Annotated in this window: 21 protein-coding genes, 5 tRNA genes and 2 other annotated features; of the genes, 25 read left to right on the top strand and 1 reads right to left on the bottom strand. The window is 30.3% G+C overall.

Annotation, left to right across the window (positions count from 1 at the left end):
* Positions 1–394 precede the first annotated feature (394 nt).
* The 14 genes from EJL03_RS04455 (at position 395) to EJL03_RS04390 (ending at position 10,148) form a co-directional block, all read left to right on the top strand.
* Positions 395–2,065 carry a peptide ABC transporter substrate-binding protein gene (locus tag EJL03_RS04455; protein WP_243108643.1) on the top strand — a complete coding sequence of 557 codons (1,671 nt, stop codon included), beginning with the start codon at positions 395–397 and terminating at the stop codon, positions 2,063–2,065.
* Positions 2,066–2,319: 254 nt separating this feature from the next.
* Positions 2,320–3,273 carry an ABC transporter permease gene (locus EJL03_RS04450; protein WP_125152760.1) on the top strand — a complete coding sequence of 318 codons (954 nt, stop codon included), beginning with the start codon at positions 2,320–2,322 and terminating at the stop codon, positions 3,271–3,273.
* A gap of 11 nt (positions 3,274–3,284) precedes the next feature.
* On the top strand, positions 3,285–4,205 hold the full coding sequence (locus tag EJL03_RS04445; protein ID WP_125152759.1) for an ABC transporter permease: 921 nt from the start codon (positions 3,285–3,287) through the stop codon (positions 4,203–4,205).
* A gap of 11 nt (positions 4,206–4,216) precedes the next feature.
* Positions 4,217–5,236, top strand: a complete 1,020-nt coding sequence (locus EJL03_RS04440) for an ABC transporter ATP-binding protein (protein WP_125152758.1) — start codon at positions 4,217–4,219, stop codon at positions 5,234–5,236.
* The gene (locus EJL03_RS04435; protein WP_125152757.1) at positions 5,236–6,204 is read left to right on the top strand and encodes an ABC transporter ATP-binding protein; all 969 of its coding nucleotides are present in this window, start codon (positions 5,236–5,238) and stop codon (positions 6,202–6,204) included. Before EJL03_RS04440 ends, EJL03_RS04435 begins: the two co-directional genes overlap by 1 nt.
* Positions 6,205–6,356: 152 nt before the next feature.
* Positions 6,357–6,611, top strand: a complete 255-nt coding sequence (locus EJL03_RS04430) for an alpha/beta-type small acid-soluble spore protein (RefSeq protein WP_125152756.1) — start codon at positions 6,357–6,359, stop codon at positions 6,609–6,611.
* A gap of 40 nt (positions 6,612–6,651) precedes the next feature.
* Complete coding sequence (locus EJL03_RS04425) at positions 6,652–7,389, top strand: class I SAM-dependent DNA methyltransferase (RefSeq protein WP_125152755.1); 738 nt, start codon at positions 6,652–6,654, stop codon at positions 7,387–7,389.
* Between the two features lie 21 nt (positions 7,390–7,410).
* On the top strand, positions 7,411–8,310 hold the full coding sequence (gene hslO, locus EJL03_RS04420; RefSeq protein ID WP_125152754.1) for an Hsp33 family molecular chaperone HslO: 900 nt from the start codon (positions 7,411–7,413) through the stop codon (positions 8,308–8,310).
* A 174-nt stretch (positions 8,311–8,484) separates the two neighbouring features.
* On the top strand, positions 8,485–9,564 hold the full coding sequence (cobT, locus tag EJL03_RS04415; RefSeq protein WP_125152753.1) for a nicotinate-nucleotide--dimethylbenzimidazole phosphoribosyltransferase: 1,080 nt from the start codon (positions 8,485–8,487) through the stop codon (positions 9,562–9,564).
* A 171-nt stretch (positions 9,565–9,735) separates the two neighbouring features.
* Positions 9,736–9,811 (top strand) — tRNA-Val (locus tag EJL03_RS04410).
* Positions 9,812–9,819: 8 nt separating this feature from the next.
* Positions 9,820–9,896: transfer RNA gene (locus EJL03_RS04405), tRNA-Asp, on the top strand.
* Between the two features lie 10 nt (positions 9,897–9,906).
* Positions 9,907–9,982 (top strand) — tRNA-Phe (locus EJL03_RS04400).
* A 1-nt stretch (position 9,983) separates the two neighbouring features.
* Positions 9,984–10,058, top strand: a tRNA-Gly gene (locus EJL03_RS04395).
* Between the two features lie 16 nt (positions 10,059–10,074).
* A tRNA-Cys gene (locus EJL03_RS04390) sits at positions 10,075–10,148 on the top strand.
* An 89-nt stretch (positions 10,149–10,237) separates the two neighbouring features.
* On the opposite strand, the gene EJL03_RS04385 is transcribed toward EJL03_RS04390, so the two are convergent.
* Positions 10,238–10,942, bottom strand: a complete 705-nt coding sequence (locus EJL03_RS04385) for a DUF6873 family GME fold protein (RefSeq protein WP_125152752.1) — start codon at positions 10,940–10,942, stop codon at positions 10,238–10,240.
* A 157-nt stretch (positions 10,943–11,099) separates the two neighbouring features.
* Between EJL03_RS04385 and ytxC the strand changes: the two genes are divergently transcribed.
* The 11 genes from ytxC to EJL03_RS04330 all read left to right on the top strand — a co-directional run bounded on the left by ytxC (position 11,100) and on the right by EJL03_RS04330 (position 23,025).
* Complete coding sequence (ytxC, locus tag EJL03_RS04380; RefSeq protein WP_125152751.1) at positions 11,100–12,005, top strand: putative sporulation protein YtxC; 906 nt, start codon at positions 11,100–11,102, stop codon at positions 12,003–12,005.
* A gap of 74 nt (positions 12,006–12,079) precedes the next feature.
* Positions 12,080–12,303 (top strand) — a binding site (T-box leader).
* Between the two features lie 66 nt (positions 12,304–12,369).
* Positions 12,370–14,304, top strand: a complete 1,935-nt coding sequence (gene thrS / locus EJL03_RS04375) for a threonine--tRNA ligase (RefSeq protein WP_125152750.1) — start codon at positions 12,370–12,372, stop codon at positions 14,302–14,304.
* A gap of 171 nt (positions 14,305–14,475) precedes the next feature.
* On the top strand, positions 14,476–14,997 hold the full coding sequence (infC, locus tag EJL03_RS04370) for a translation initiation factor IF-3 (RefSeq protein ID WP_125152749.1): 522 nt from the start codon (positions 14,476–14,478) through the stop codon (positions 14,995–14,997).
* Positions 14,998–15,018: 21 nt separating this feature from the next.
* Complete coding sequence (rpmI, locus tag EJL03_RS04365) at positions 15,019–15,216, top strand: 50S ribosomal protein L35 (RefSeq protein ID WP_125152748.1); 198 nt, start codon at positions 15,019–15,021, stop codon at positions 15,214–15,216.
* A gap of 32 nt (positions 15,217–15,248) precedes the next feature.
* Positions 15,249–15,608, top strand: coding sequence for a 50S ribosomal protein L20 (rplT, locus tag EJL03_RS04360; protein ID WP_125152747.1), 360 nt, complete (start codon positions 15,249–15,251; stop codon positions 15,606–15,608).
* 144 nt (positions 15,609–15,752) lie between these two features.
* Entirely contained in the window at positions 15,753–17,099 is a 1,347-nt protein-coding gene (locus EJL03_RS04355; protein ID WP_125152746.1) for a TrkH family potassium uptake protein, read from the top strand.
* Positions 17,100–17,111: 12 nt separating this feature from the next.
* Positions 17,112–17,774, top strand: a complete 663-nt coding sequence (locus EJL03_RS04350) for a potassium channel family protein (RefSeq protein ID WP_125152745.1) — start codon at positions 17,112–17,114, stop codon at positions 17,772–17,774.
* A 14-nt stretch (positions 17,775–17,788) separates the two neighbouring features.
* Positions 17,789–18,571: a TrmH family RNA methyltransferase gene (locus EJL03_RS04345; protein WP_125152744.1), complete on the top strand. Its 783-nt coding sequence runs from the start codon at positions 17,789–17,791 to the stop codon at positions 18,569–18,571.
* 56 nt (positions 18,572–18,627) lie between these two features.
* Positions 18,628–18,843, top strand: a binding site (T-box leader).
* Positions 18,844–18,894: 51 nt separating this feature from the next.
* Positions 18,895–19,914 carry a phenylalanine--tRNA ligase subunit alpha gene (gene pheS / locus EJL03_RS04340; RefSeq protein WP_125152743.1) on the top strand — a complete coding sequence of 340 codons (1,020 nt, stop codon included), beginning with the start codon at positions 18,895–18,897 and terminating at the stop codon, positions 19,912–19,914.
* 21 nt (positions 19,915–19,935) lie between these two features.
* Entirely contained in the window at positions 19,936–22,311 is a 2,376-nt protein-coding gene (pheT, locus tag EJL03_RS04335; RefSeq protein ID WP_125152742.1) for a phenylalanine--tRNA ligase subunit beta, read from the top strand.
* A gap of 72 nt (positions 22,312–22,383) precedes the next feature.
* Positions 22,384–23,025 (top strand): cell division protein ZapA, encoded by a 642-nt coding sequence (locus EJL03_RS04330; RefSeq protein ID WP_125152741.1) that lies wholly within the window; start codon positions 22,384–22,386, stop codon positions 23,023–23,025.
* Positions 23,026–23,030: the final 5 nt, after the last annotated feature.

Raw genomic sequence — 23,030 nt, 5'->3', positions numbered from 1 at the left:
ACAATGAATTAATACTTATATAATTTAGTGAAACAGAAAGATAAAATTCATAACAGTGAAAATTCGGAAAATAACAGCTTGTTCTATAAAGCTTGATACGTAGAAAGTTAATCATTGACATAAAAAATAAACTATGCTAATATAATTAAAACAAATGCAAGAATATTACTCTTAAATGTCTTATTTGAAGAATATTAAAAGTAATAAACTTACAAGAAAAGCGTATAATATTAAAATAGATATAAGAACATGGAATGAATATTATAATTTAATTATGTTATCTTTGGGGGATGTCATGTAATTTTTTACATGACATATTCAAAATATTTTTAAATTTTTAATGCTTATTGAAATATTTTAAATAAATTTCAAGAATATAAAAGGGGGAATATTTGTGAAAAGCAAAAAAATATTAGCTGTTTTGCTTACAGCTACTATGTTAATATCCACTGCTTTACTTGGTTGTGGAGGTAAAGATAAGTCTGGTGCAGGCAGTGGGGGATCAGATAAGGGACAATTTATAAATGCTGTAACAGCGACTATAAGAACATTGGATTCAGGAAAAGCTACTGATGAAGCTTCATTTTGTGCTGTCGGACAATCCTTTGAGGGATTATTAAGATACAATGAAGAGAAACAAGAAAATGCAGGGGCTGAAAAGGTGGATGTTAGTGAGGATAAAAAAACATATACATTTACCCTAAGAGATAATACTTGGTCAGATGGGAAAAAGGTTACTGCAAAGGATTATGAATATGCATGGAAAAGACTTATAAATCCAGATACAAAAGCATCTTATGCAAGTTTTTTATTTCCAGTAAAAAATGCTGAAAATTATTACGGGGGAAAGGCTAAGATAGAGGACGTAGGAATTAAAGCTGTAGATGATAAAACTTTAAAAGTTGAACTAGAAGCTCCAACTCCATATTTTTTAGGTTTAGTTTCATTTCCAGCCTTATCACCACTTAGACAGGATATAGTTGAAAAATTAGGAGATAAATATGGTTCAGATCCATCTCAGATGGTTTTCAATGGTCCTTTTGTGGTTGGTAAATGGCAAAGAGGAGCAAAAATGGAATTAAAGAAAAACGATAAATACTGGGATGCTAAAAACATTCAATTAAGTAATGTTAATTTAGTTGATATAAAAGAAATGCCAACTAGATATCAAATGTTTGAAAAAAAAGAAGTAGATGTAACGGCAGCTACTGGAGAGTATGTAGAAAAGTTTAAAAAATATTCAGAATCTGGAAAAGCAGATTATGTGGAAGGTATAATGCCTACTTCATTTTATATGGAAATGAATGTAGCAGGAAAAAATAAAATATTAACTAATGCTAAAGTAAGACGTGCACTTTCCCTTGCTATGGATAGAGACAATTATGTTAAAAATGTTTATAAAAGAGGATTCGTATCTTATAGTTTAATACCAAATGGATTACATGTTGGAGATAAAGTATTTAGAGATTTGGCTGAAGAACCTCTTAAGAAGCTTGTTGATGAAAAGAAAGATCCAAAAGCTTTATTTATAGAAGGATTAAAAGAGTTGGGATTAAATCCGGATCCATCTAAATACACAGTAGGATATTTGCCACAGGGAGCAGATACACAGGAAAGATTATATGCCGAGTATTTCCAAAATCAATGGAAGAGTAAAATTGGAGTTAATGTAAGAATTGATGCGGCAGCGGATTTCTCAGATTATTTAGATAAGCTTATAAAGGGTAATTTTGAAATTGCTATGTCAGGCTGGGGAGCAGATTATGCAGATCCAGATTCGTTCTTAACAATATTTAGAAGCGGTGATGGAAATAATCATGGTAAGTTTTCTAACAAAGAATATGACCAGTTATTAGATAAAATTAGAGTTGAGGCAGACTTTAACAAGAGAGTTGAGTTAATAAAACAAGCAGAAAACTTGTTAGTAGTGAAAGAGGCTGCTCTTGCACCTGTATTTAATAAAGATAGAAGAATGTTTGTTCAAAAGTATGTTAAAGGAGTTCAATATCCAGACTTTGGGGGTACTTTTGAATTTAGATGGGCATCAGCTGCTGATAGAAAATAGGTTTTAATTAAATATTTTATTTTAAATTATAAAGCTACAACAGGAAAAAACCTGTTGTAGCATTTATATCATTAAGGTGAATTAAGATAAAATAATAATTTTAATAAAAATACATATTTTTTTATTTCTTTTCAATACATAAGTTAAATAAGAAAATACCATTATGGCTATAAAAGTTATAATGTAATATAAAAAGAAACGTGAAATTATAATTTTGTTTTAAAGTTTATGTAAAAAAAGAGAGGGGGAAAAGCATGGCAAGGTATATATTAAAAAGATTTGCATATATGATATTAACTTTATGGATAATTGTAACGGCTACATTTTTCTTGATGAGTACTATGCCAGGTGATCCTATATCATCACAGGTAAAGCAATTGCCTACAGAAATACAACAAACAATTAAGGCTAAGTACGGATTGGACAGGCCAATTTCTGAAAGATATGTATCCTACGTAGGGAATTTAATAAAGGGGGATATGGGGGATTCTTTTGTAACTCCGGGATATTCTGTAGATAAAATTGTAGAGGAAGGTCTACCTATTTCTGCGAGATTAGGTTTACAAGCTGTATTTTTTGGACTATTAATAGGAGTATTTTTAGGAATAATAGCAGCCTTTAGAAGAAATACTTGGGTTGATTATTTTGTTATATTTATAGCAATTGTAGGAGTTTCTGTACCGAGTTTTGTTTTGGCAGCTTTACTTCAAAAAGGATTAGGGGGAAAAGGCGGACTTCCTATAGCAGGATGGTATAGTTCTGATGCTGGATTTATTCAGAGTCTTAAATATTCAATACTTCCAACTTTGGCGCTAGCGTTTAGTAGTATCGCTACTTATGCTAGATATATGAGAACATCTGTTTTGGAAGTTATTAGTCAAGATTACATTTTAACAGCACAGGCAAAAGGTGTTTCTAAAATAGCTATTGCATGGAAGCATATAATTAGAAATGCTATTCTTCCTATAATAACTATACTTGGACCTCAGGTTGCTTATATAATAACAGGTTCATTGGTAATTGAAAGAATATTTTCAATACCAGGACTTGGAAATGCTATGATAAACTCTATAGTAACTAAAGATTATAATGTAATAATGGGACTTACTATATTTTATTCATTTTTATATATAGTAGCTTTATTAATAGTAGATTTATTATATAGTGTAATTGATCCAAGAATAAGGTTATCAGGCGGTAAAAAATAGGAGGGTAGTAAATGGCTGATTTAAATAAAGAAAATTTCAAAATAATTGGTTGTGAGAATGCAGATGCAGATCTTATAGTAAGACCTAATATAACATATTGGCAGGACGCATGGAGAAGATTAAAACAAAATAAGATAGCAATGATTTCATTGGTATTGTTAGTTTTAATAATAATTATGTGTATAGTTGGGCCATATATTTCACCACATAAATATTCAGAACAAAATATGAATCTTTTAAATCAAAGCCCTAATAGTGAATATTGGTTTGGTACAGATAATTTAGGAAGGGATTTATTTTCAAGATTATGGATAGGCGGAAGAGTTTCTATAGCAATTGGAATTATAGGAACTTTAATAGAAGTTGTGATTGGATGTATTTATGGAGGAATTAGTGGCTATTTTGGGGGACTTGTAGATGATATTATGATGAGAATTGTTGAAGTGTTAAATAGTATTCCATATATGATAATAGTTATTATTATATCAGTTGTTTTAGGACAAAGTGGTATGTTATCTTTACTCATTGCATTATGTATAACAGGATGGACTGGTATGGCTCGTATGGTTAGAGGTCAGGTTATGCAGCTTAAGGAATCAGAATATGTTTTAGCGGCACAAGCCCTTGGAGCTAATTGGGGTAAAATTGTAATGAGACATTTAATACCAAATACTATAGGTATTATTATAGTTTATATGACCTTTGATATACCAGGGTTTATATTTTCAGAAGCCTTTTTAAGCTTTATAGGTTTGGGAATTCAACCTCCTAAAACTAGTTGGGGAGCTATGTGCTCATTCGGGCAATCAGTTATGGATTTTTATCCATATCAATTATTGTTCCCAGCACTAGCTATAAGTTTAACTATGCTTGCATTTAATTTACTTGGTGATGGATTAAGAGATGCACTAGATCCAAAGCTTCGTCAGTAAGGAGGGTACTTATGTCAAAACTACTTGAAGTAAAAGATTTAAAGGTTTCTTTTCACACATACGCTGGAGAAGTTCAATCGGTTAGAGGAGTATCCTTCAATTTAGATAAAGGAGAAACTTTAGCAATTGTTGGGGAATCTGGTTGTGGTAAAACTATTACATCAAAGTCAATAATGAGGTTAATTCCAACGCCGCCAGGTGAGATAAAGGAAGGATCACAAATAATATTTGAAGGAAAAGACATTTTGAAAATGGATAATAAAGAATTAAGAAAACTTAGAGGGGAATCCATAAGTATGATTTTCCAAGATCCTATGACCTCCTTAAATCCTACTATGAAGATCGGAAAACAGATAGCTGAAAGTTTAATAATTCATAGAGGAATGGATAAGAAAGAAGCTTTAGAAGAGTCGGTAAAAATACTGAAGCTAGTTAATATACCTAATGCAGAAAAAAGGATTAATCAATATCCACATGAATTTTCGGGTGGAATGAGACAAAGAGCTATGATAGCTATAGCTTTAGCTTGTAATCCTAAAATATTGATTGCAGATGAACCTACTACAGCGTTAGATGTTACTATACAGGCACAAATAATGGATTTAATAAAGTCATTACAAGATAAAATAGGGATGGGTGTTATACTTATAACACATGATTTGGGAGTAGTTGCTAGTGTGGCTACTAAAATTCAAGTAATGTATGCAGGAAAAATTATTGAAAGAGGTTTTACAGAAGAAATTTTTAGTAATCCTAAGCATCCTTATACATGGGCGTTGCTTCAATCTGTGCCAAGATTAGAAACAGAACACAAAAATGAATTATATTCTATAAAAGGAACTCCTCCTGATCTTTTAAAACCACCTGCAGGATGTCCTTTTGCATCAAGATGTGAATACTGTATGGAAATTTGTAAAGAACAAATGCCGGAGGTATCTAAAATTACGGATAACCATAGTGTACATTGTTGGCTTCAACATCCTTTGGCACCTAAAGTTAATATGCCGGAGTCTTTAGGAGGTGCATTTTAATGAAAGACAATGTATTAATAGAAGTGGAGCATTTGAAAAAATATTTTAAAGTAGGAAAAAAATCTATATTAAAAGCCGTAGATGATGTGAGTTTTAAAATAAATAAGGGAGAGACTTTAGGACTAGTTGGAGAATCAGGTTGTGGAAAAACAACTTGTGGAAGAACTGTGTTAGGATTGTATGAGGCAACTGGTGGAAAGGTTATTTTTAAGGGGATAAATATTCAAACTTTAAAAGGCAAAGATAAGAGAGAATTTAGTAAAAATGCTCAAATAATATTTCAAGATCCATATGCTTCATTAAATCCAAGAATGACTGTTGGAGATATAATAGCAGAAGGAATTGATATACATGGAATATATTCTGGTGAAAAGAGAACTAATAGAATATATGAGTTATTAGAGCTAGTGGGACTTAACAAAGAACATGCATCTAGATTTCCCCATGAGTTCTCAGGTGGGCAAAGACAAAGAATAGGTATAGCTAGGGCCTTAGCTGTAGAACCTAAGTTTATAGTCTGTGATGAGCCTATATCTGCCCTTGATGTATCAATACAGGCTCAGATAGTCAATTTACTTATAAAGCTGCAAAAAGAATTGGATTTAACTTATTTGTTTATTGCCCATGATCTTTCAATGGTAAAACATATATCCGATAGAGTGGGAGTTATGTATTTAGGTACTATGGTTGAATTGGCAACTAGTCAGAATTTGTATGAAAAACCATTGCATCCTTATACACAGGCGCTTTTATCAGCAATTCCTATTCCAGACCCTAATATTGAGAGGGATCGAAAGAGGATAATGCTTGAAGGTGAAGTACCAAGCCCTATTAATCCTAAACCAGGTTGTAGATTTGTAGGTAGATGTAGATATGCAAAACCTAAGTGTGAAGAATCTTTACCTGAATTTAAAGAAGTTGAAAAAAATCATTTTGTAGCTTGTCATCTATATGATGAGAAAAAATGATTTCATTTCTATTTAAATGATATATAATAAAAAGAGGATAAATGATTAGTAAGATAAAGTTTGATAATCATTTATCCTCTCTTTTATGTATAAATTCTCCTATTATTGTAAACAATAATAAAAGATATTTTACATAATTGGAGGGGAATTAAATGGGAAAAACACCTTTGAAAAAGGTTATAAAAGCTAAGATAAAAGCTAATAAGGAATTAACACAGGGAGAAAAAATCAGAGAAAAATTAAAATATGAAATAGCAGATGAACTAGGTTTAAGTGATAAAGTAGATAAATATGGGTGGAGTGCTTTAACAGCAGAAGAGACAGGAAGAATTGGGGGAATTATGACTAAGAGAAAAAAGGAATTAAATATTCCTAAAAACGTTGACTTACAGAATAAAAATCTATAAGATAAATTAGAGTAAAATTTTATTAAAGGAGTATGGTTAAGTGGACTGCTATAGAAGATTTGCTAGCATTTATGATAGGCTTATAAAAGGAGACATAGATTATAGTACATGGGCTGAAAAAATATTAGATATATGTGAAGAATTTGAGATTGAAAAAAGAGACTATTTGGATTTAGCTTGTGGAACAGGGAATATTACTCAGGAAATAAGTAAGGATTTTATTAATACCTGGGCAGTGGATCTATCTTATAATATGCTTACTGAGGCAGAGGAAAAGTTGAGAGAAAAGGGGATAAAGGGTAAGTTTATATGTCAAGATATAAGTAAACTTACCTTAAATAAAGAGTTTGATCTTATAACTTGTTGTTTAGATTCCACAAACTATCTAATTAAGGATAGTGATATTAAATCTTATTTTCAAAGCGTATTTAAACATTTAAAGAAAAATGGCATATTTATATTTGATATAAATTCTTATTATAAATTAACCAATATATTGGGAAATAATATTTATAATTATGATGAAGATGATGTGTATTATATATGGGAAAATATTTTAGAACATGATATAGTGGACATGTATCTAACCTTTTTTGTTAGAGAGGGAGATTTATACAAAAGATTTGATGAGTTTCATAGGGAGAGAGCTTATACACAAAACTATATAGAAACTTTAATAGATGAAACAGGTTTTCAAATAAAGCAGATATTAAATAACTATGAAAATATACCTATTGATAACAAATGTGAAAGAATAGTATATGTATTAAAAAGGTAAAAACATATGGAGGTAAAAAGTATGAGTGATAAATTAGTAAGAGCTACAGCAAGTGGAGGAGATGTAAGAATAATTGCAGCCATAACAACAGATTTAGTTAACGAGGCAGTGAAGATACATAATTGTTCTCCTACGGCATCAGCTGCTTTAGGAAGAATGTTAACAGCAGGTAGTCTTATGGGATCTATGTTAAAATCAGATAAAGACACTTTAACATTAAAAATGGATGGTGGTGGAGAAGCAAGAGGATTAATTGTTACTGCACATCCAGATGCAAGTGTAAAAGGGTATATAGGTAATCCTAAAGTAGATATACCAGCAAATAATTTAGGAAAATTAAATGTAGGTGGAGCTATTGGTAAAGATGGAGGATTAATTGTTATAAAGGATATGGGATTAAAAGAACCATATGTAGGGCAAACTCCTATATATTCTGGAGAAATAGGGGATGATTTAGCTTATTATTTTACTGTATCAGAACAAACGCCTTCAGCAGTTGGACTAGGAGTATTAGTTGATACAGATTTGAGTGTAAAAGCGTCTGGAGGATTTATTATTCAGATGATGCCAGGGGCAAATGAACTCACCGCAGATTTAATAACTTATAGATTAGAAGAAGTTAGTTCTATTACTGATTTAATAGTTAAGGGACTGACTATTGAGGAGATTTTAAAGAATATTTTTGAGGATATGGATTTGAAAATTTTGGATGATGATGTGCCAACTTATAAATGTGATTGTTCTAGGGAAAGAGTAGAAAGAGCTTTTTTAAGTATTGGAAAAAAGGACTTAGAAGAAATATACAATGACAATAAAGAGGAAGAATTAAAATGTCAGTTTTGCAATAAATCTTATATATTTACACATGAACAAATAGGAAATCTATTAAAAGAAATCACGAACAATAAAGATCAAAATTAATAAAATATTTGTAAATTCTCTTGAAAGGTATACACCTAAGTAATATAATGTTTATATAATTATAGATAATGATTTATAAATAGTGGGATCATAGAAATAATAGTATTATATTTGTTATTTTAGATTTGTTTTAATAAACGTAATATTTTAGGGTATTTTAAGAGGAGTGGAATAATGAAATTATTAGATAAAACATTAAAAAATATATATCCATCTGATAAGGAAGCTATAAGAAGTGCATGGCAAAGAATGGATAAATTAAGTAAGCCTATAGGTAGTCTTGGTCAGTTAGAAGAAATAGCTGTAAAAATGGCAGGGATAACAGGGAAAGTAAAAAATAATATTAATAAAAAAACAACTGTGGTAATGTGCGGCGATAATGGAGTATGGGAAGAGGGAGTAAGTGCATGTCCTTTAGAGTTAACAGCATTAATAACTGACAACTACACAAAGGGTTTTACAGGTATAGGGGTTTTATCAAAATATACTAATTCAGAGATATGTGTAGTAGACCTTGGGGTAAAAGCAGATTTTAATAATCCTAAAATAATTAATAAAAAAATCGCTTATGGAACTAAAAATATGGCTAAGGGACCAGCAATGACTAGAGATGAAACTATTAAAGCAATTGAGACAGGAATAGAAACAATAGACAAGCTAGTAAATGATGGTTATAATCTATTTGGTACAGGCGAGGCTGGAATGTGTAATACTGCTACTAGTGCAGCTGTGATTAGTGTTCTTGCTGATATGGATTCGGATTTAGTTGTTGGAAAGGGATCTGGACTTACGGAAAAACAATTCCGAAATAAAAAAACAGTAATAAAAAATGCTATTAAATTAAATAATCCTAATAGAAATGATGTAATAGATGTATTATCAAAGGTTGGAGGATTTGATATTGCTGGACTTTGTGGATGCTTTTTAGGAGCAGCTAAAAATAGGGTGCCTATAGTTATTGATGGAGTTATAGCTTGTGCTGCTGCATTATGTGCTTATAGGATGAACTCTTATAGTAAGGACTTTATGTTTCCATCTCATCTACCTGTGGAGCCAGGAGCTGAATATGTAATTAAGGAGTTGGAATTAATACCAAATTTGAATTTAGAAATGAGATTAGGTGAAGGTACAGGGTGTCCACTAGAGTTTTTAATAATAGAATCTGCATTAAATATTATGAATAATATGTATACAATGGAAGAAGCAAGTATACACAATAACGAATTTTTTGTAGATATTAGAAAAGATAAATAAAGAATTTTACGTTAAATAATGGCGTATATATTATACATAATATTTATAAAAGTAATAATATTACAATGGATATATACGCTATTAAATGAAAAAAATAAAAAAATATTGACAAAAATTATTTGCATTAGTATAATATAAATTGTCGTGGAAATTCAAAAGTATAAATTTTGTGGGCGCATAGCTCAGCTGGGAGAGCATCTGCCTTACAAGCAGGGGGTCACAGGTTCGAGCCCTGTTGTGCCCACCACAAAATATGGCCCAGTGGCTCAGTTGGTTAGAGTGCCGGCCTGTCACGCCGGAGGTCGAGGGTTCGAACCCCTTCTGGGTCGCCATAATTTTTTAGGCTGGATAGCTCAGTCGGTAGAGCAGAGGACTGAAAATCCTCGTGTCCCTGGTTCGATTCCTGGTCCAGCCACCACGCGGGAGTGGCTCAGTGGTAGAGCGTCACCTTGCCAAGGTGAACGTCGCGGGTTCGAATCCCGTCTTCCGCTCCACAATTTAATACAGTATGGCGCTATGGCCAAGTGGTAAGGCACAGGTCTGCAACACCTTTATCCCCAGTTCAAATCTGGGTGGCGCCTCCAAAAAAAACTAGTATTTATACTAGTTTTTTTTATTGAAATAAATTATATATATGTTTTAATAAGATTAATTAAGTAATGGCCATAAATAATTATATATTAATAGTGAGTATACTTCCTCTGTCTATTAACTTACCATCGCTTAAAAATATAGGTTTTACATTATATTTATATAAAAAGTTTAATACTTCTTTTCCATATTTATAGTAATTTAGATTTCCATAAAAGGCCATTTCCTTTTCAGTTACCATTCCACAACATCCACCAATGAAACCATAATCAAAACCTGGTAAAAGTATATCTCCTGGGGGTAATAATAAACTATCTATATTTTCTTTTTTCATAGCGGCATCTATACTTTTGTCACTGGTTATTATAGCTTTGCTATTAATAATGGCAGTAGAACATTTTGTATATCCTTGTTTTACAGATATTTGTTTTTTATTATTAAGCTGTAATAATAAATTAGGATCAGTATAATTTATGTAATGAAAAAATAAATAGTCCATGCTTACTGCATTTAATATTATATCATAAGGGTACTTAATCTTAAGAGAGTTTTTAGAAAGAATAACATCAATATTGAAAGAATTCAATTTGCTTATAAAATTCTTATCTATATCTTTATTAACAATAATTTTTTTATTGTTAATTATATGTAAAATCATATCGGGATGTCCACAAATCGCTTGATATAACTGTTTGCATGGGGGGCATTTAATTATCTCTACTCCTAATTTCTTCAAGTTAGCTTCTTCATTTTTATTTATTCTATAATCAACAAAACTAATTGGCATGTAAACCCTCCTAAAAAGTTATTTATACTTCTTATTTTAAATTATAATAAAAACTTTGTAAAAATCACAGGGGATAAACTGTCGATTTTTAATGAATTTATTTATGAATATACAATAAAATTAAACACATACTATTCAAGAAAGGAGTGAGAAATTTATGGCAAGTTTTAAACTGATTTATGATAAAGATAGAGAAGAAGTTATAGAAGGAATAAAAGAATTAAAGAACTATTTTAAAGAAAAAAAAGTAGAGATTGGCATTTCAGAAAGTATAAAAAATAACACTCACTTCATTAACATATATTGTGATAATAAGAATTTAAATAAAAAAAATGTTAATATGTTTAATATGTATATTAGTAATATTTTATATAAAATATTAATAAATGAATTTTTTGATAAATATATAAATGATTTTATAAATGATACTTATTTCTTTCTTAGTGATGATGAAATAAATGATATTAAGTATAAAAGTATAAATATACTTATAAATCACATTCCTATTATTGATGAGGACAATATTTATTATACTAATAGAAAAAATGAGATGTTAAAAAAGATAACAGAATGTATCGATGAGAATGATGAGATTAATATACAAGGTTTTATGACGTTTAGAATGAAAGAATTTAAAAAAGAATTAGAAAGCATTATTGATAAAGTAGTAGAAAATTATATGATAGAAAAAGAATACAATGAATTTATAAAACTATTAAAGTATTTTGTTGATATTCAAGAGAGTAAAATGGAAGAAATAAATATTGTTATTGATAGAAGTGGCGAATATAAGGTCTTAAATGAATACGGGGAAGACATAATAGATAAATTATTTTCAGAATTTGATGAAAGCAAAAATAAAGTTACTGGAGACATAAATAAGGATGATATACTTATAAGTGCATTAATTACCTATTGCCCTGAAAAAATAGTTATTCATTGTTGGGATAATTGCTCTAATAAAGAAATGATAAATACTATTAAAAACGTTTTTCTTCAACGTGTTATTCTTTGTGATAATTGTAAAATTTGCAAATCAATAAAACAAAAGGTAAAAAAATGATTATATGTAGATTTAGACATTGACATTACTGTTGGTAAAGAATATAATTATAAAAAAGATAAAGAATTTTTTTTTCAAAAACGATGAGAAGGAAGAGTACATAGTGTATTATTAGTAGAGAGGAAAATTCACTGGCTGAAAAATTTTCTTAATATTAGTTATGGAAAACCACCTTTGAGTTGTATGCTGAACTTTTAGTAAGCATAGCCGTATTACCTGCGTTAAAGGTACAAAGATTTTAATAGATATACTATTTATTATTAATTTGGGTGGAACCGCGGTTACAATCGTCCCATTGCTTGGGAGGGTTTTTTTATTTTTTGTTTATATAAATGAATTAAAATAAAAGATAAGGAGGAAAATTATGTTGAAAGTAACATTGAAAGATGGAAAAATAATAGAGGTAGAAAAGGGAACAAAAGTAAGTGATATAGCTATGAAAATTAGTCCTGCACTTTACAAAAAATCATTAGGAGCTAAGATAAATGGTGAGAATGCTGAACTAATGACAGAAATTAATGATGAATGTACTTTAGAAATATTGACATTTGATGATGAGGGTGGAAAGTGGACATTAAGACATACTGCTTCACATATATTAGCTCAAGCAGTTAAAAGATTGTATCCAAAAGTAAAACTTGCTATAGGACCTGCTATTGAAAATGGATTTTACTATGATTTTGATGCTGATTTTACATTTACACCAGAAATGTTAGAAAATATTGAAAAAGAAATGAATAAAATAGTAAAAGAAAATCTCCAACTTGAAAGATTTGAACTTTCAAGAGATGAGGCCATAAAATTTATGAAAGAAAAGGATGAGCCATATAAGGTTGAGTTAATAGAGGATCTTCCAAAGGATGCAATAATTTCATTTTACAGACAGGGAGATTTCACAGATTTATGTGCAGGACCTCATGTACCAGCAACTGGTAAAGTAAAAGCAATTAAATTACTTTCATTAGCAGGTGCATATTGGAGAGGTGACGAAAAAAATAAGATGCTTCAGAGGATATATGGAACAGCTTTTAATAAAAAAAGTGAGTTGGAAGCTTATTTAAATATGTTAGAAGAGGCAAAAAAAAGGGATCATAGGAAATTGGGAAAAGAACTTGACTTGTTTACCATACATGAAGAAGGACCAGGATTCCCGTTTTTCCATCCAAAGGGAATGGTTCTTAGGAATATACTTGAAGGATTTTGGAGAGAAAGACATACAGAGGCTGGATATGATGAAATAAGAACACCTATTATATTAAACGAAGCATTATGGCATCAATCTGGTCATTGGGATCATTATAAAGAGAATATGTATTTCACAAAAATAGATGAAGAAGATTATGCAGTTAAACCTATGAATTGTCCAGGATCTATATTAGTTTATAAAAGTTCAATGCATTCTTATAAGGAGTTTCCTTTAAGATTAGGAGAGTTAGGACTTGTTCATAGACATGAACTTTCAGGTGCATTACACGGATTGATGAGGGTTAGATGTTTTACACAAGATGATGCGCATATTTTTATGACGAAAGAACAAATTAAAGAAGAAATTTTAAATGTAATAAAGCTTATAGATGGATTTTATAAAGTATTTGGGTTTGAGTATTTTGTAGAACTTTCAACAAGACCAGAGGATTCAATGGGTAGTGATGAAGATTGGGAAGCGGCTACTAATGGATTGGTTGAGGCATTAAATGCTATAGGTCTTCCTTATATAGTTAATGAAGGGGATGGAGCTTTTTATGGTCCAAAAATAGATTTTCATTTAAAAGATTGCATAGGAAGAACTTGGCAGTGCGGAACTATTCAGCTTGATTTTCAAATGCCTGAAAGATTTGACTTAACATATGTGGGGCCTGATGGAGAAAAACATAGACCAGTTATGGTCCATAGAGTTGTATTTGGAAGTATAGAAAGATTTATAGGAATACTTATAGAACATTTTGCAGGATCATTCCCAATGTGGCTTGCACCTGTTCAAGTAAAAGTTATGAATATAACTGATTCACAAAAGGATTATATATATAATATTACAGAAACATTGAAAAACAGTGGAATAAGAGTGGAAACTGATGATAGAAATGAAAAAATTGGTTATAAAATAAGAGAGGCTCAACTTGAAAAAATTCCATATATGATTATAGTTGGAGATAAAGAAATGCAAGAAAATAAAATTGCACTTAGAAGTAGGAAAGGTGGAGACTTAGGTGCTATGGACTTAGGTAACTTCATAGCTATGATAAAAGAAGAAGTTGAGAATAGAGATTTGGATAGCTCACTTTCAAAAGAAAATAAATAAAAAAATGTATTGACAAGGTTAAAAAAATATAGTAAAATATAATCTGTTAAGAAGAAACTAGCCGTTTCTCACCTTACGGCAACGCTTAGTAGGGTTTGGTAATTTTATTGTTTGTATATTGAGGACGGCTTTACGCTGTCCTTTTTTATATTATTTTAAACCACCTGGGAGGTGAAAGTTATTAGTAAAAATTTCCTTGTTAATGAAGAAATTAGGGAAAAAGAAATTAGGGTTATAACAGACGATGGTGAAGCATTAGGGATATTATCATCATCAGAGGCTCTAAAAATAGCAGAAGAAAAGGAATTAGATTTGGTACTTATAGCACCAACAGCTAATCCACCTGTTTGTAAAATAATGAATTTTGGAAAGTTTGTATATGAACAATCCAAAAAAGAGAAGGAAGCTAGAAAAAAACAAAAGGTTATAAATCTGAAAGAAATAAGGCTAAGTCCTACAATTGAAGAACACGATATAGGGATAAAAGCTAATAATGCAAAAAAGTTTTTATTAGCAGAAGATAAAGTAAAAGTAACTGTAAGATTCAGAGGAAGAGAAGCTGATTATTCTTTTGTAGGTAAGAAAATACTTGCATTGTTTGTTTCAAAACTTGAAGATGTTTGTGTTGTAGAAAAACCTGCGAAGTTAGAAGGTAAAAATATGACAATGATTCTGGCTCCAAAAAGAGCATAATACTGGGAGGAGGAATATACTATGCCAAAAATGAAAACACATAGAGGGGCAGCTAAAAGATTTAAGGTTACTGGAACTGGTAAATTAAAGAGAGCTAAGGCTTATAAAAGCCATATATTAACAAAGAAGAGTACAAAGACTAAGAGAAATCTTAGAAAAACAGGATATGTAGCTGAATGTCAGGAAAAAGCTATAAAGAAACTATTACCATACTTATAATAAGAAGTGCTTAAAAAGGAGGTTGAATTTAAATGGCAAGAGTTAAGAGAGCAATGAACGCTCGTAAATATCATAAAAAAGTACTAAAGCTTGCAAAGGGATACTATGGTGGGAAAAGCAAGTTATTTAAAACAGCTAATGAATCTGTTGTAAGAGCATTAAGAAATGCATATGTTGGAAGAAAGTTAAAGAAAAGAGACTTTAGAAAATTATGGATTGCTAGAATAAATGCAGCAACAAGAATGAATGGACTTTCATATTCAAGATTTATGAATGGAATAAAGTTAGCTGGAATAGATATAAATAGAAAAATGCTTTCAGAAATAGCTATACATGATCCAAAAGCATTTACAGAATTAGTTGAAATAGCAAAAAAGCAGATTAACGCTTAAGAAAATGCAGCATTATAGCTGCATTTTTTAAATTATTAAAGAATATTAGGCAAAGTAAGTAATTTTCATAATTTGACAATGGGTATTAAAATGCTATAATTATTGATAATATTATAAAGTATAAAGTTATATGAGGTGCATATAATGAAGATAAAAATAGTAAAAGGCATAAAGCTTTCACCTTTCCAGATATTAGCTATAGGATTTTTTATAGTTATACTTACGGGATCTATATTATTAAATTTACCAATGGCAACTCAAAGTGGAGAAAGAACTCCCTTTGTAGATTGCTTTTTTGTTGCTACTTCGGCAACATGTGTAACAGGTCTTATAACTGTTGATACGGGAACACATTGGAATTATTTCGGTAAAACTGTAATAATGTTTTTAATAGAAATAGGTGGCTTAGGGTTTATGTCTTTTGCTACTTTAATAGCTTTACTGTTAGGGAAAAGAATTACTTTAAAAGAAAGATTGGTAATGCAAGAGGCACTAAATTCTTTTGCGCTTCAGGGACTTGTAAAGTTAGCTAAATATGTACTATTATTTACTGTGTCTATACAGGCGGCAGGAGCAGTTCTTTTATCTACTCAATTTATTCCTCAGTTTGGATTAGCAAAGGGAATTTATTATAGTATTTTTCATTCAATATCTGCCTTTTGTAATGCAGGGTTTGATTTAATGGGAAATTTTCAAAGTGTTACACAATATGCAGATAATTCCGTTATAATATTAACAATATCTGCACTTATAATAATAGGTGGTTTAGGATTTTATGTTTGGCAAGAAGTATATAATTTTAAAGGAATAAAAAAGTTATCATTACATTCAAAGTTGGTATTATCAGTTACAGCATTTTTGATTATAGGTGGTTCCATATTGATGTTTATTTTTGAATATAATAATGTAGCAACTATTAAAAATATGTCATTTAAAGGAAAGGTATTATCTTCTGTATTTGCATCAGTAAGCCCAAGAACTGCCGGCTTTAATTCTATATCTACTTCTGATATGACTACAGCAGGTAGGTTTTTAACAACTATATTGATGTTTATAGGAGGATCACCTGGGTCTACAGCAGGAGGTATAAAAACCACTACAATAGGTTTATTGTTTATGACAATATTGTCTATTATAAGAGGAAGAGAAGATACAGAGATATACAAAAGAAGGATATGCAAGGATACAATTTATAAGTCTTTAGCAATTACTATAATAGGCTTAGGATTAGTGGTAATAGTAACTATGATACTTTCTATAACTGAGGTAGGAGCATCTTTAGAATATCTTTTGTATGAAGCAACATCAGCTTTTGCAACTGTTGGTTTAACTTTGGGATTAACAACCAAATTAACTACAATAGGTAAAATTATAATTGCGTTTACTATGTATGCTGGAAGAGTTGGGCCATTAACATTAGCATTAGCTTTGTCAAGAAAGAAAACTTCAAATACAATAAAGTATCCTGAGGATAAAGTGTTAGTAGGATAAGGAGTGTTTAATATGTCTAAAAAACAGTTTGTTGTTATAGGGTTAGGAAGATTCGGAACTTCTGTAGCAAAAACATTATATGCATTAGGAAATGATGTTCTAGCTATAGATACTGATGAAGATAGAGTACAGAGTATTTCTGATGGAGTAACTCATTCCGTTCAGGCAGAGGCAACAGATGAAAATAGTTTAAGATCACTTGGAATAAGAAATTTTGATGTTGCTGTTGTTACAATAGGATCTGACATACAAGCAAGTGTTATGGTGACTTTGCTTGTAAAGGAGTTAGGTGTTAAGTATATAATTGCGAAAGCCAACAGTGAATTACATGCTAAAGTTTTATATAAAATTGGTGCGGATAGGGTTGTTTTACCAGAAAGGGATATGGGAGTAAGAGTAGCTCATAATTTAGTATCGTCAAGTATATTAGATTATATAGAATTATCTCCAGATTATAGTATAGCTGAGGTTGTAAGTCCAAGAGAATGGCACGGGAAGACTCTTCAAAATATAAATGTTAGAGCAAATTATGGTATCAATGTAGTTGCTATTAAGAAGAACAATGATATAAATGTGTCTCCATCTGCTGAAGATGTTATTGAAATTGGGGATATAGTAGTGGCCATTGGAGGATCAGAAGAATTAAGCAAGCTAGAAAATTTAATTTCTAAATAAAAGGTGGATGCATTTTGAAAACTATTTTAAGTAAGGATAACTCTATTATCAAAGAAACTAGAAAATTAAAAGAAAAAAAACATAGAGTAGCAAAGTCACAGTTTATAGTAGAAGGGTTTAGATTTGTATTAGAAGCTATAATGTCAGATTTTATAGTAGACAAAATCTTTTTACATGATAATTCTTTGGGAAAATATAAAGAGTTACAAATAGAACATATGTTAAATTCTAATACAGAAGTTTTTGTTATTAGTGAAAAAATATTTAATAATATAAGTAGCACAGATACTCCCCAAGGAATAATAGCTATATTAAATAATAGAGAATTGGATATAGTAAATAAAGATGGGTTTTATATATTGCTTGATAAATTACAAGATCCAGGGAATGTAGGAACTATTATTAGAACAGCGCACGCAGCAGGAGCTTTAGGTGTAATTGTTAGTAAGGGTACTGTGGATATATATAATGAAAAAACTTTAAGGTCAACTATGGGTTCTATATTTCATGTACCGATACTCTTTGATAATAACTTTACCATAATAAAAGAACTTAGGGAAAATGGTTTTAAATTAATATCAAGTTCCCTAGAAGGTAAAGATAATTTATATGATATAGATTTAAAGGGCAAAATAATAATAGCAATTGGTAATGAGGGAAATGGAATAAGCCAGCAGGTTTACGAAATTTCTGATAAAAAATTCAAAATACCTATGCCTGGAAATGCAGAGTCACTTAATGCGGCTATAGCAGCATCTATAATAATGTTTGAATTAGTAAGACAAAATATAAAATAACATTGACATTATATACATTAATATGTAAAATCTTAAATTAAGGTATATAATTTAATATTAGTACTATGATGAAGAGAGTAGATTTAATAATTTTTTTAGGGAGAAAAGGTCACAGACTGTAAGCCTTTTTATGAGTTATTATTTTGAAGTTCACTTCTGAGTTCTAATTGTGAAATACTTAGTAGCAATTAGCGGATTAAACCGATATATTTAATGAAGTTGGGTATAATATACCAATTAGGGTGGCACCGCGGATAAATTTCGTCCCTTTATTTTAAGGGGCTTTTTTTTATTTACACAATAAATGAAAGGAGCAATCAAACATGAAAGAAAAATTACAACTCATTAAAGAAAATGCTATAAATGAGTTAAAGTCAGTTATGGATAAAAGAGATTTAGAAGGTATTAGAGTCAAGTATTTGGGAAAAAAGGGAGAACTTACACAGATACTTAGAAAGATGGGGTCATTGACTGATGATGAAAGGCCTATAGTAGGAAAGTTAGCTAATGAAATTAGGGGAAATATAGAAAAATTAATAGAGGATTCTACAAATAATATTAAAGAAAAAGAAAAATTTCAGAGACTTAAAAAGGAAACAATAGATATATCTATGCCAGGAAGGAAACAAGTATTAGGCAGAAGACACCCACTAGATTTAACATTAGAAAGTATGAAGGAAATATTTATATCAATGGGATTCACTATTGAAGAAGGTCCAGAAGTAGAAAAAGATTATTATAATTTTGAAGCATTAAATATTCCTAAAAATCATCCTGCTAGAGGAGAACAGGATACATTCTATATAAATGATAATGTTGTTTTAAGAACTCAAACTTCGCCAATACAAATAAGAACTATGGAAAATCAAAAACCACCAATAAAGATGATAGCACCTGGTAAAGTATATAGATCAGATGCTGTAGATGCTACACATTCTCCTATATTTTATCAAATGGAAGGATTAGTTGTAGACAAAGGTATAACATTTGCGGATTTAAAAGGTACCTTAGATACCTTTGCCAAAAAGATGTTTGGAGATAAAGTAAAGACTAAATTTAGACCACATCATTTTCCATTTACTGAACCATCAGCAGAAATGGATGCAACATGCTTTGTATGCAATGGAGAAGGGTGTAAGGTATGTAAAGGAAGTGGATGGATAGAACTTTTAGGAGGGGGAATGGTTCATCCACAGGTTTTAAGAAATTGTGGAATAGATCCAGAGATTTATAGTGGTTTTGCTTTTGGATTTGGTGTAGATAGAATGGTTATGCTTAAATATGCTATAGATGATATAAGATTACTTTATGAAAGTGATATGAGATTTTTAAATCAATTTTAAGAGTGAATGGAGGAGTAATTAATGAAAGTTCCAGTTAGATGGTTAAAAGATTATGTTGATATAAATATTTCATCAGAAGACTTAGGAGATAGGTTAACACTATCTGGGTCGAAAGTTGAGGAAATTATTTGTTCTGGAGATGAAATACAAAATGTGGTTACAGGTAAAATAATAGAAATAAAACCTCATCCTGATGCAGATAAACTGGTTGTTTGTCAATTAAATGTTGGTAAAGAGGAACCGGTTCAAATAGTTACAGGTGCAAACAATATGAAAGAAGGGGATATAGTACCTGTTGCACTTCATGGAGCTATTTTGCCAGGAGGGCTAAAAATTAAAAAGGGAAAATTAAGAGGTATAGTATCTAATGGTATGATGTGTTCAGAAGAAGAATTAGGAATTGCAGAAGAAGAAGTGCATGGATTAATGATTCTTTCACAAGAAACTCATTTAGGGAAGGATATTAAAGAAGTACTGGGATTAAATAGTTCGGTAATTGACTTTGAGATAACTTCTAATAGACCTGATTGTTTAAGTGTAGTTGGTATTGCAAGGGAAACAGCAGCTACATTAGGCACAAACTATAAAATGCCTAATTTAAACTATAAGGTTTTATGCAAAGAGAATATATGTGAAAATTTAAAAGTGGAAGTAAAGGATGATCTTTGTAGAAGATATATGGCAAGGGGTGTTAAAAATGTTAAGATTGAGCCTTCGCCAAAGTGGATGCAGGAAAGGTTGACTGAAGCAGGGGTAAGACCTATTAATAATATTGTTGATATAACTAACTTTGTAATGATTGAGTTAGGGCAGCCGATGCATGCATTTGATGCTAGACAAATATCTACCAATAGTATAGTGATAGATAGAGCTAAAGATTTAGAAAAATTCATCACTTTAGATGAAGTAGAAAGAGAATTAAAAAATAATATGCTTTGCATAAAGGATGGGGACAGGACTGTTGCTTTAGCAGGTATCATGGGTGGACTAAATTCTGAGGTTAAAGATGATACAAGTAACATAATTTTGGAATGTGCTAATTTTGATGGAACAAATGTAAGGGTATCATCTAAAATATTAGGGTTAAGAACAGAAGCTTCTGCAAAATTTGAAAAAGATTTGGATCCAAATTTAGTTCAAATAGCTATGGATAGAGCTTGTAATTTGATAAATGAACTAAATGTTGGTCAGATAATGGAAGGCACAGTGGATGTCTATACTAAAAAAACAGAGGAACATGTTTTAGAAGTTGATTCAAAGTGGATAAATAGATTTTTAGGAACAGATTTACCTAAAGAAGAAATTAAAGAGTATTTAGACAGATTAGAGTTATATACAAAAATTAAAGAAGATATTTTGATTATAACAATACCTACAAATAGAACTGATATAAATATAAAAGAAGATGTGGCAGAGGAAGTTGCTCGAATATATGGATATAATAATATTCCAACGACTATAATAAATTGCAGTAGTAGAAAAGGTGGAAAAACTGTAAAACAGCACTTAGATGATAGGGTAATAGAAGCTTTAATTGGAAGTGGATTAAATCAATCTATAAGTTACTCTTTTGTAAGTCCTAAAGTTTTCGATGAAATATTATTACCGAAAGATAGTTTTTTAAGAAATGTTGTAAAAATTAAAAATCCCCTTGGAGAAGATTACAGTATAATGAGAACAACTACTGTACCTTCAATGATGGAAGCATTATCTAGAAATTATTCAAGGAATAATGATGAAGCTAGATTATTTGAAATGGGAAAAATATATATACCAGATAAAGATGAAAATAATCTGCCAGAAGAGAGAAATATAATAAATATTGGAATGTATGGAAATGTTGATTATTTAGACATGAAAGGTGTGATAGAAAATATTATAGAATATCTAGGAATATCTTCAGTAAAATTTGTAAGAGAAAGTGAAAACCCTACATTTCACCCAGGAAAAACAGCTAATATATATATAAAGAAAAATTTAATTGGGACTTTAGGTGAAATCCATCCTGATGTATCAGACAATTATGGTATTGATGAAAGATGTTATATGGCAGAATTAAACTTAGATATGTTATATAATTACTCAAATTTAAATAAAAAATATAAGTCATTACCTAAGTTTCCAGCAGTTTCAAGAGATATTGCTTTATTAGTAGATGATAATGTACTTGTACAAGAAATTGAAGATATAATAGTAAGGCAAGGGGGAAAGATGGTAGAAAGAGTTAAATTGTTTGATGTATATAAAGGTAAACAAATTGAAGATGGCAAAAAGAGCGTAGCATATTCAATATTATATAGACTAGAAAATAAAACATTGACAGACGAAGAGGTTAATAAGGTACATGATAAAATAGTTAGAACCTTGGAAAACAAATTAGGAGCTCAATTAAGATAAATTCATATTTTAACTAACAACAATTTATGTTAAAATAGATTAAAAGATGAATTTATCTGAGAGGGTGTTTACATGAACATAGTAACTGTTAGGATAAATGGAGTAGAATACAATCTCAAAGGCAATGAAAAAGAAGAATATTTACATAGAGTTGCTAGTTATGTAGATAAGAAGTTAAAAAATATTGTAGATAACAATGGCAAATTAAGTACTTCTTCTGCTGCTATTCTAACGGCTATAAATGCTGTTGACGAGATGTTAAAGAGGGACGATGAAATTCAACAGCTTTTATCTAGAATGAAAGAGTTAGAGCAAAACGAGATTCAATTGCTTGGGGATATACAGGATTTTAGAAAGAGTATTAGTGAATTACAAAAGAATAATGAAGAACTTAAGAGTAAAAATGAACGTCTGAGTGCTGAGAATGAAAAAGTTAAATCTACGAATGAAGATAATGATTACCAAGAAATTATTAAAAAAAGAGATGAAGAAGTAGAAAAAATAATTAAGGAAAGGGATATTCTTCAAGAAACCTGCAAAAAATATCTTAATGAAAATAAGTTGTTAAAGGCAGAACGTAAGGAATATAAATTCCAGCTTCAATCATCTAAATATAAGGTAATTGATTTACAGCACAGACTAATAGAAACTCAGATAGAATTAGCAAAAGAAAAAAAACAGAATAATCCAATGTTAAAAATTGATGTTTTGTAGAAATT

The sequence above is a fragment of the Clostridium rectalis genome (genome assembly GCF_900626095.1).
Classification (GTDB): Bacteria; Bacillota; Clostridia; order Clostridiales; family Clostridiaceae; genus Clostridium_AS; species Clostridium_AS rectalis.
Note: the sequence above shows the minus strand (reverse complement) of the source record. Positions and strands in the feature narration are given on the sequence as shown.

Excerpts from the sequence above, each read along its gene's own strand:
- EJL03_RS04450 (WP_125152760.1), top strand. The coding sequence starts at position 2,320 with ATGGCAAGGTATATATTAAAAAGATTTGCATATATGATATTAACTTTA.
- EJL03_RS04445 (WP_125152759.1), top strand. The coding sequence starts at position 3,285 with ATGGCTGATTTAAATAAAGAAAATTTCAAAATAATTGGTTGTGAGAAT.
- EJL03_RS04440 (WP_125152758.1), top strand. The coding sequence starts at position 4,217 with ATGTCAAAACTACTTGAAGTAAAAGATTTAAAGGTTTCTTTTCACACA.
- EJL03_RS04435 (WP_125152757.1), top strand. The coding sequence starts at position 5,236 with ATGAAAGACAATGTATTAATAGAAGTGGAGCATTTGAAAAAATATTTT.
- EJL03_RS04430 (WP_125152756.1), top strand. The coding sequence starts at position 6,357 with ATGGGAAAAACACCTTTGAAAAAGGTTATAAAAGCTAAGATAAAAGCT.
- hslO (WP_125152754.1), top strand. The coding sequence starts at position 7,411 with ATGAGTGATAAATTAGTAAGAGCTACAGCAAGTGGAGGAGATGTAAGA.
- cobT (WP_125152753.1), top strand. The coding sequence starts at position 8,485 with ATGAAATTATTAGATAAAACATTAAAAAATATATATCCATCTGATAAG.
- EJL03_RS04385 (WP_125152752.1), bottom strand. The coding sequence starts at position 10,942 with ATGCCAATTAGTTTTGTTGATTATAGAATAAATAAAAATGAAGAAGCT.
- ytxC (WP_125152751.1), top strand. The coding sequence starts at position 11,100 with ATGGCAAGTTTTAAACTGATTTATGATAAAGATAGAGAAGAAGTTATA.
- thrS (WP_125152750.1), top strand. The coding sequence starts at position 12,370 with ATGTTGAAAGTAACATTGAAAGATGGAAAAATAATAGAGGTAGAAAAG.
- rpmI (WP_125152748.1), top strand. The coding sequence starts at position 15,019 with ATGCCAAAAATGAAAACACATAGAGGGGCAGCTAAAAGATTTAAGGTT.
- rplT (WP_125152747.1), top strand. The coding sequence starts at position 15,249 with ATGGCAAGAGTTAAGAGAGCAATGAACGCTCGTAAATATCATAAAAAA.
- EJL03_RS04355 (WP_125152746.1), top strand. The coding sequence starts at position 15,753 with ATGAAGATAAAAATAGTAAAAGGCATAAAGCTTTCACCTTTCCAGATA.
- EJL03_RS04350 (WP_125152745.1), top strand. The coding sequence starts at position 17,112 with ATGTCTAAAAAACAGTTTGTTGTTATAGGGTTAGGAAGATTCGGAACT.
- pheS (WP_125152743.1), top strand. The coding sequence starts at position 18,895 with ATGAAAGAAAAATTACAACTCATTAAAGAAAATGCTATAAATGAGTTA.
- pheT (WP_125152742.1), top strand. The coding sequence starts at position 19,936 with ATGAAAGTTCCAGTTAGATGGTTAAAAGATTATGTTGATATAAATATT.
- EJL03_RS04330 (WP_125152741.1), top strand. The coding sequence starts at position 22,384 with ATGAACATAGTAACTGTTAGGATAAATGGAGTAGAATACAATCTCAAA.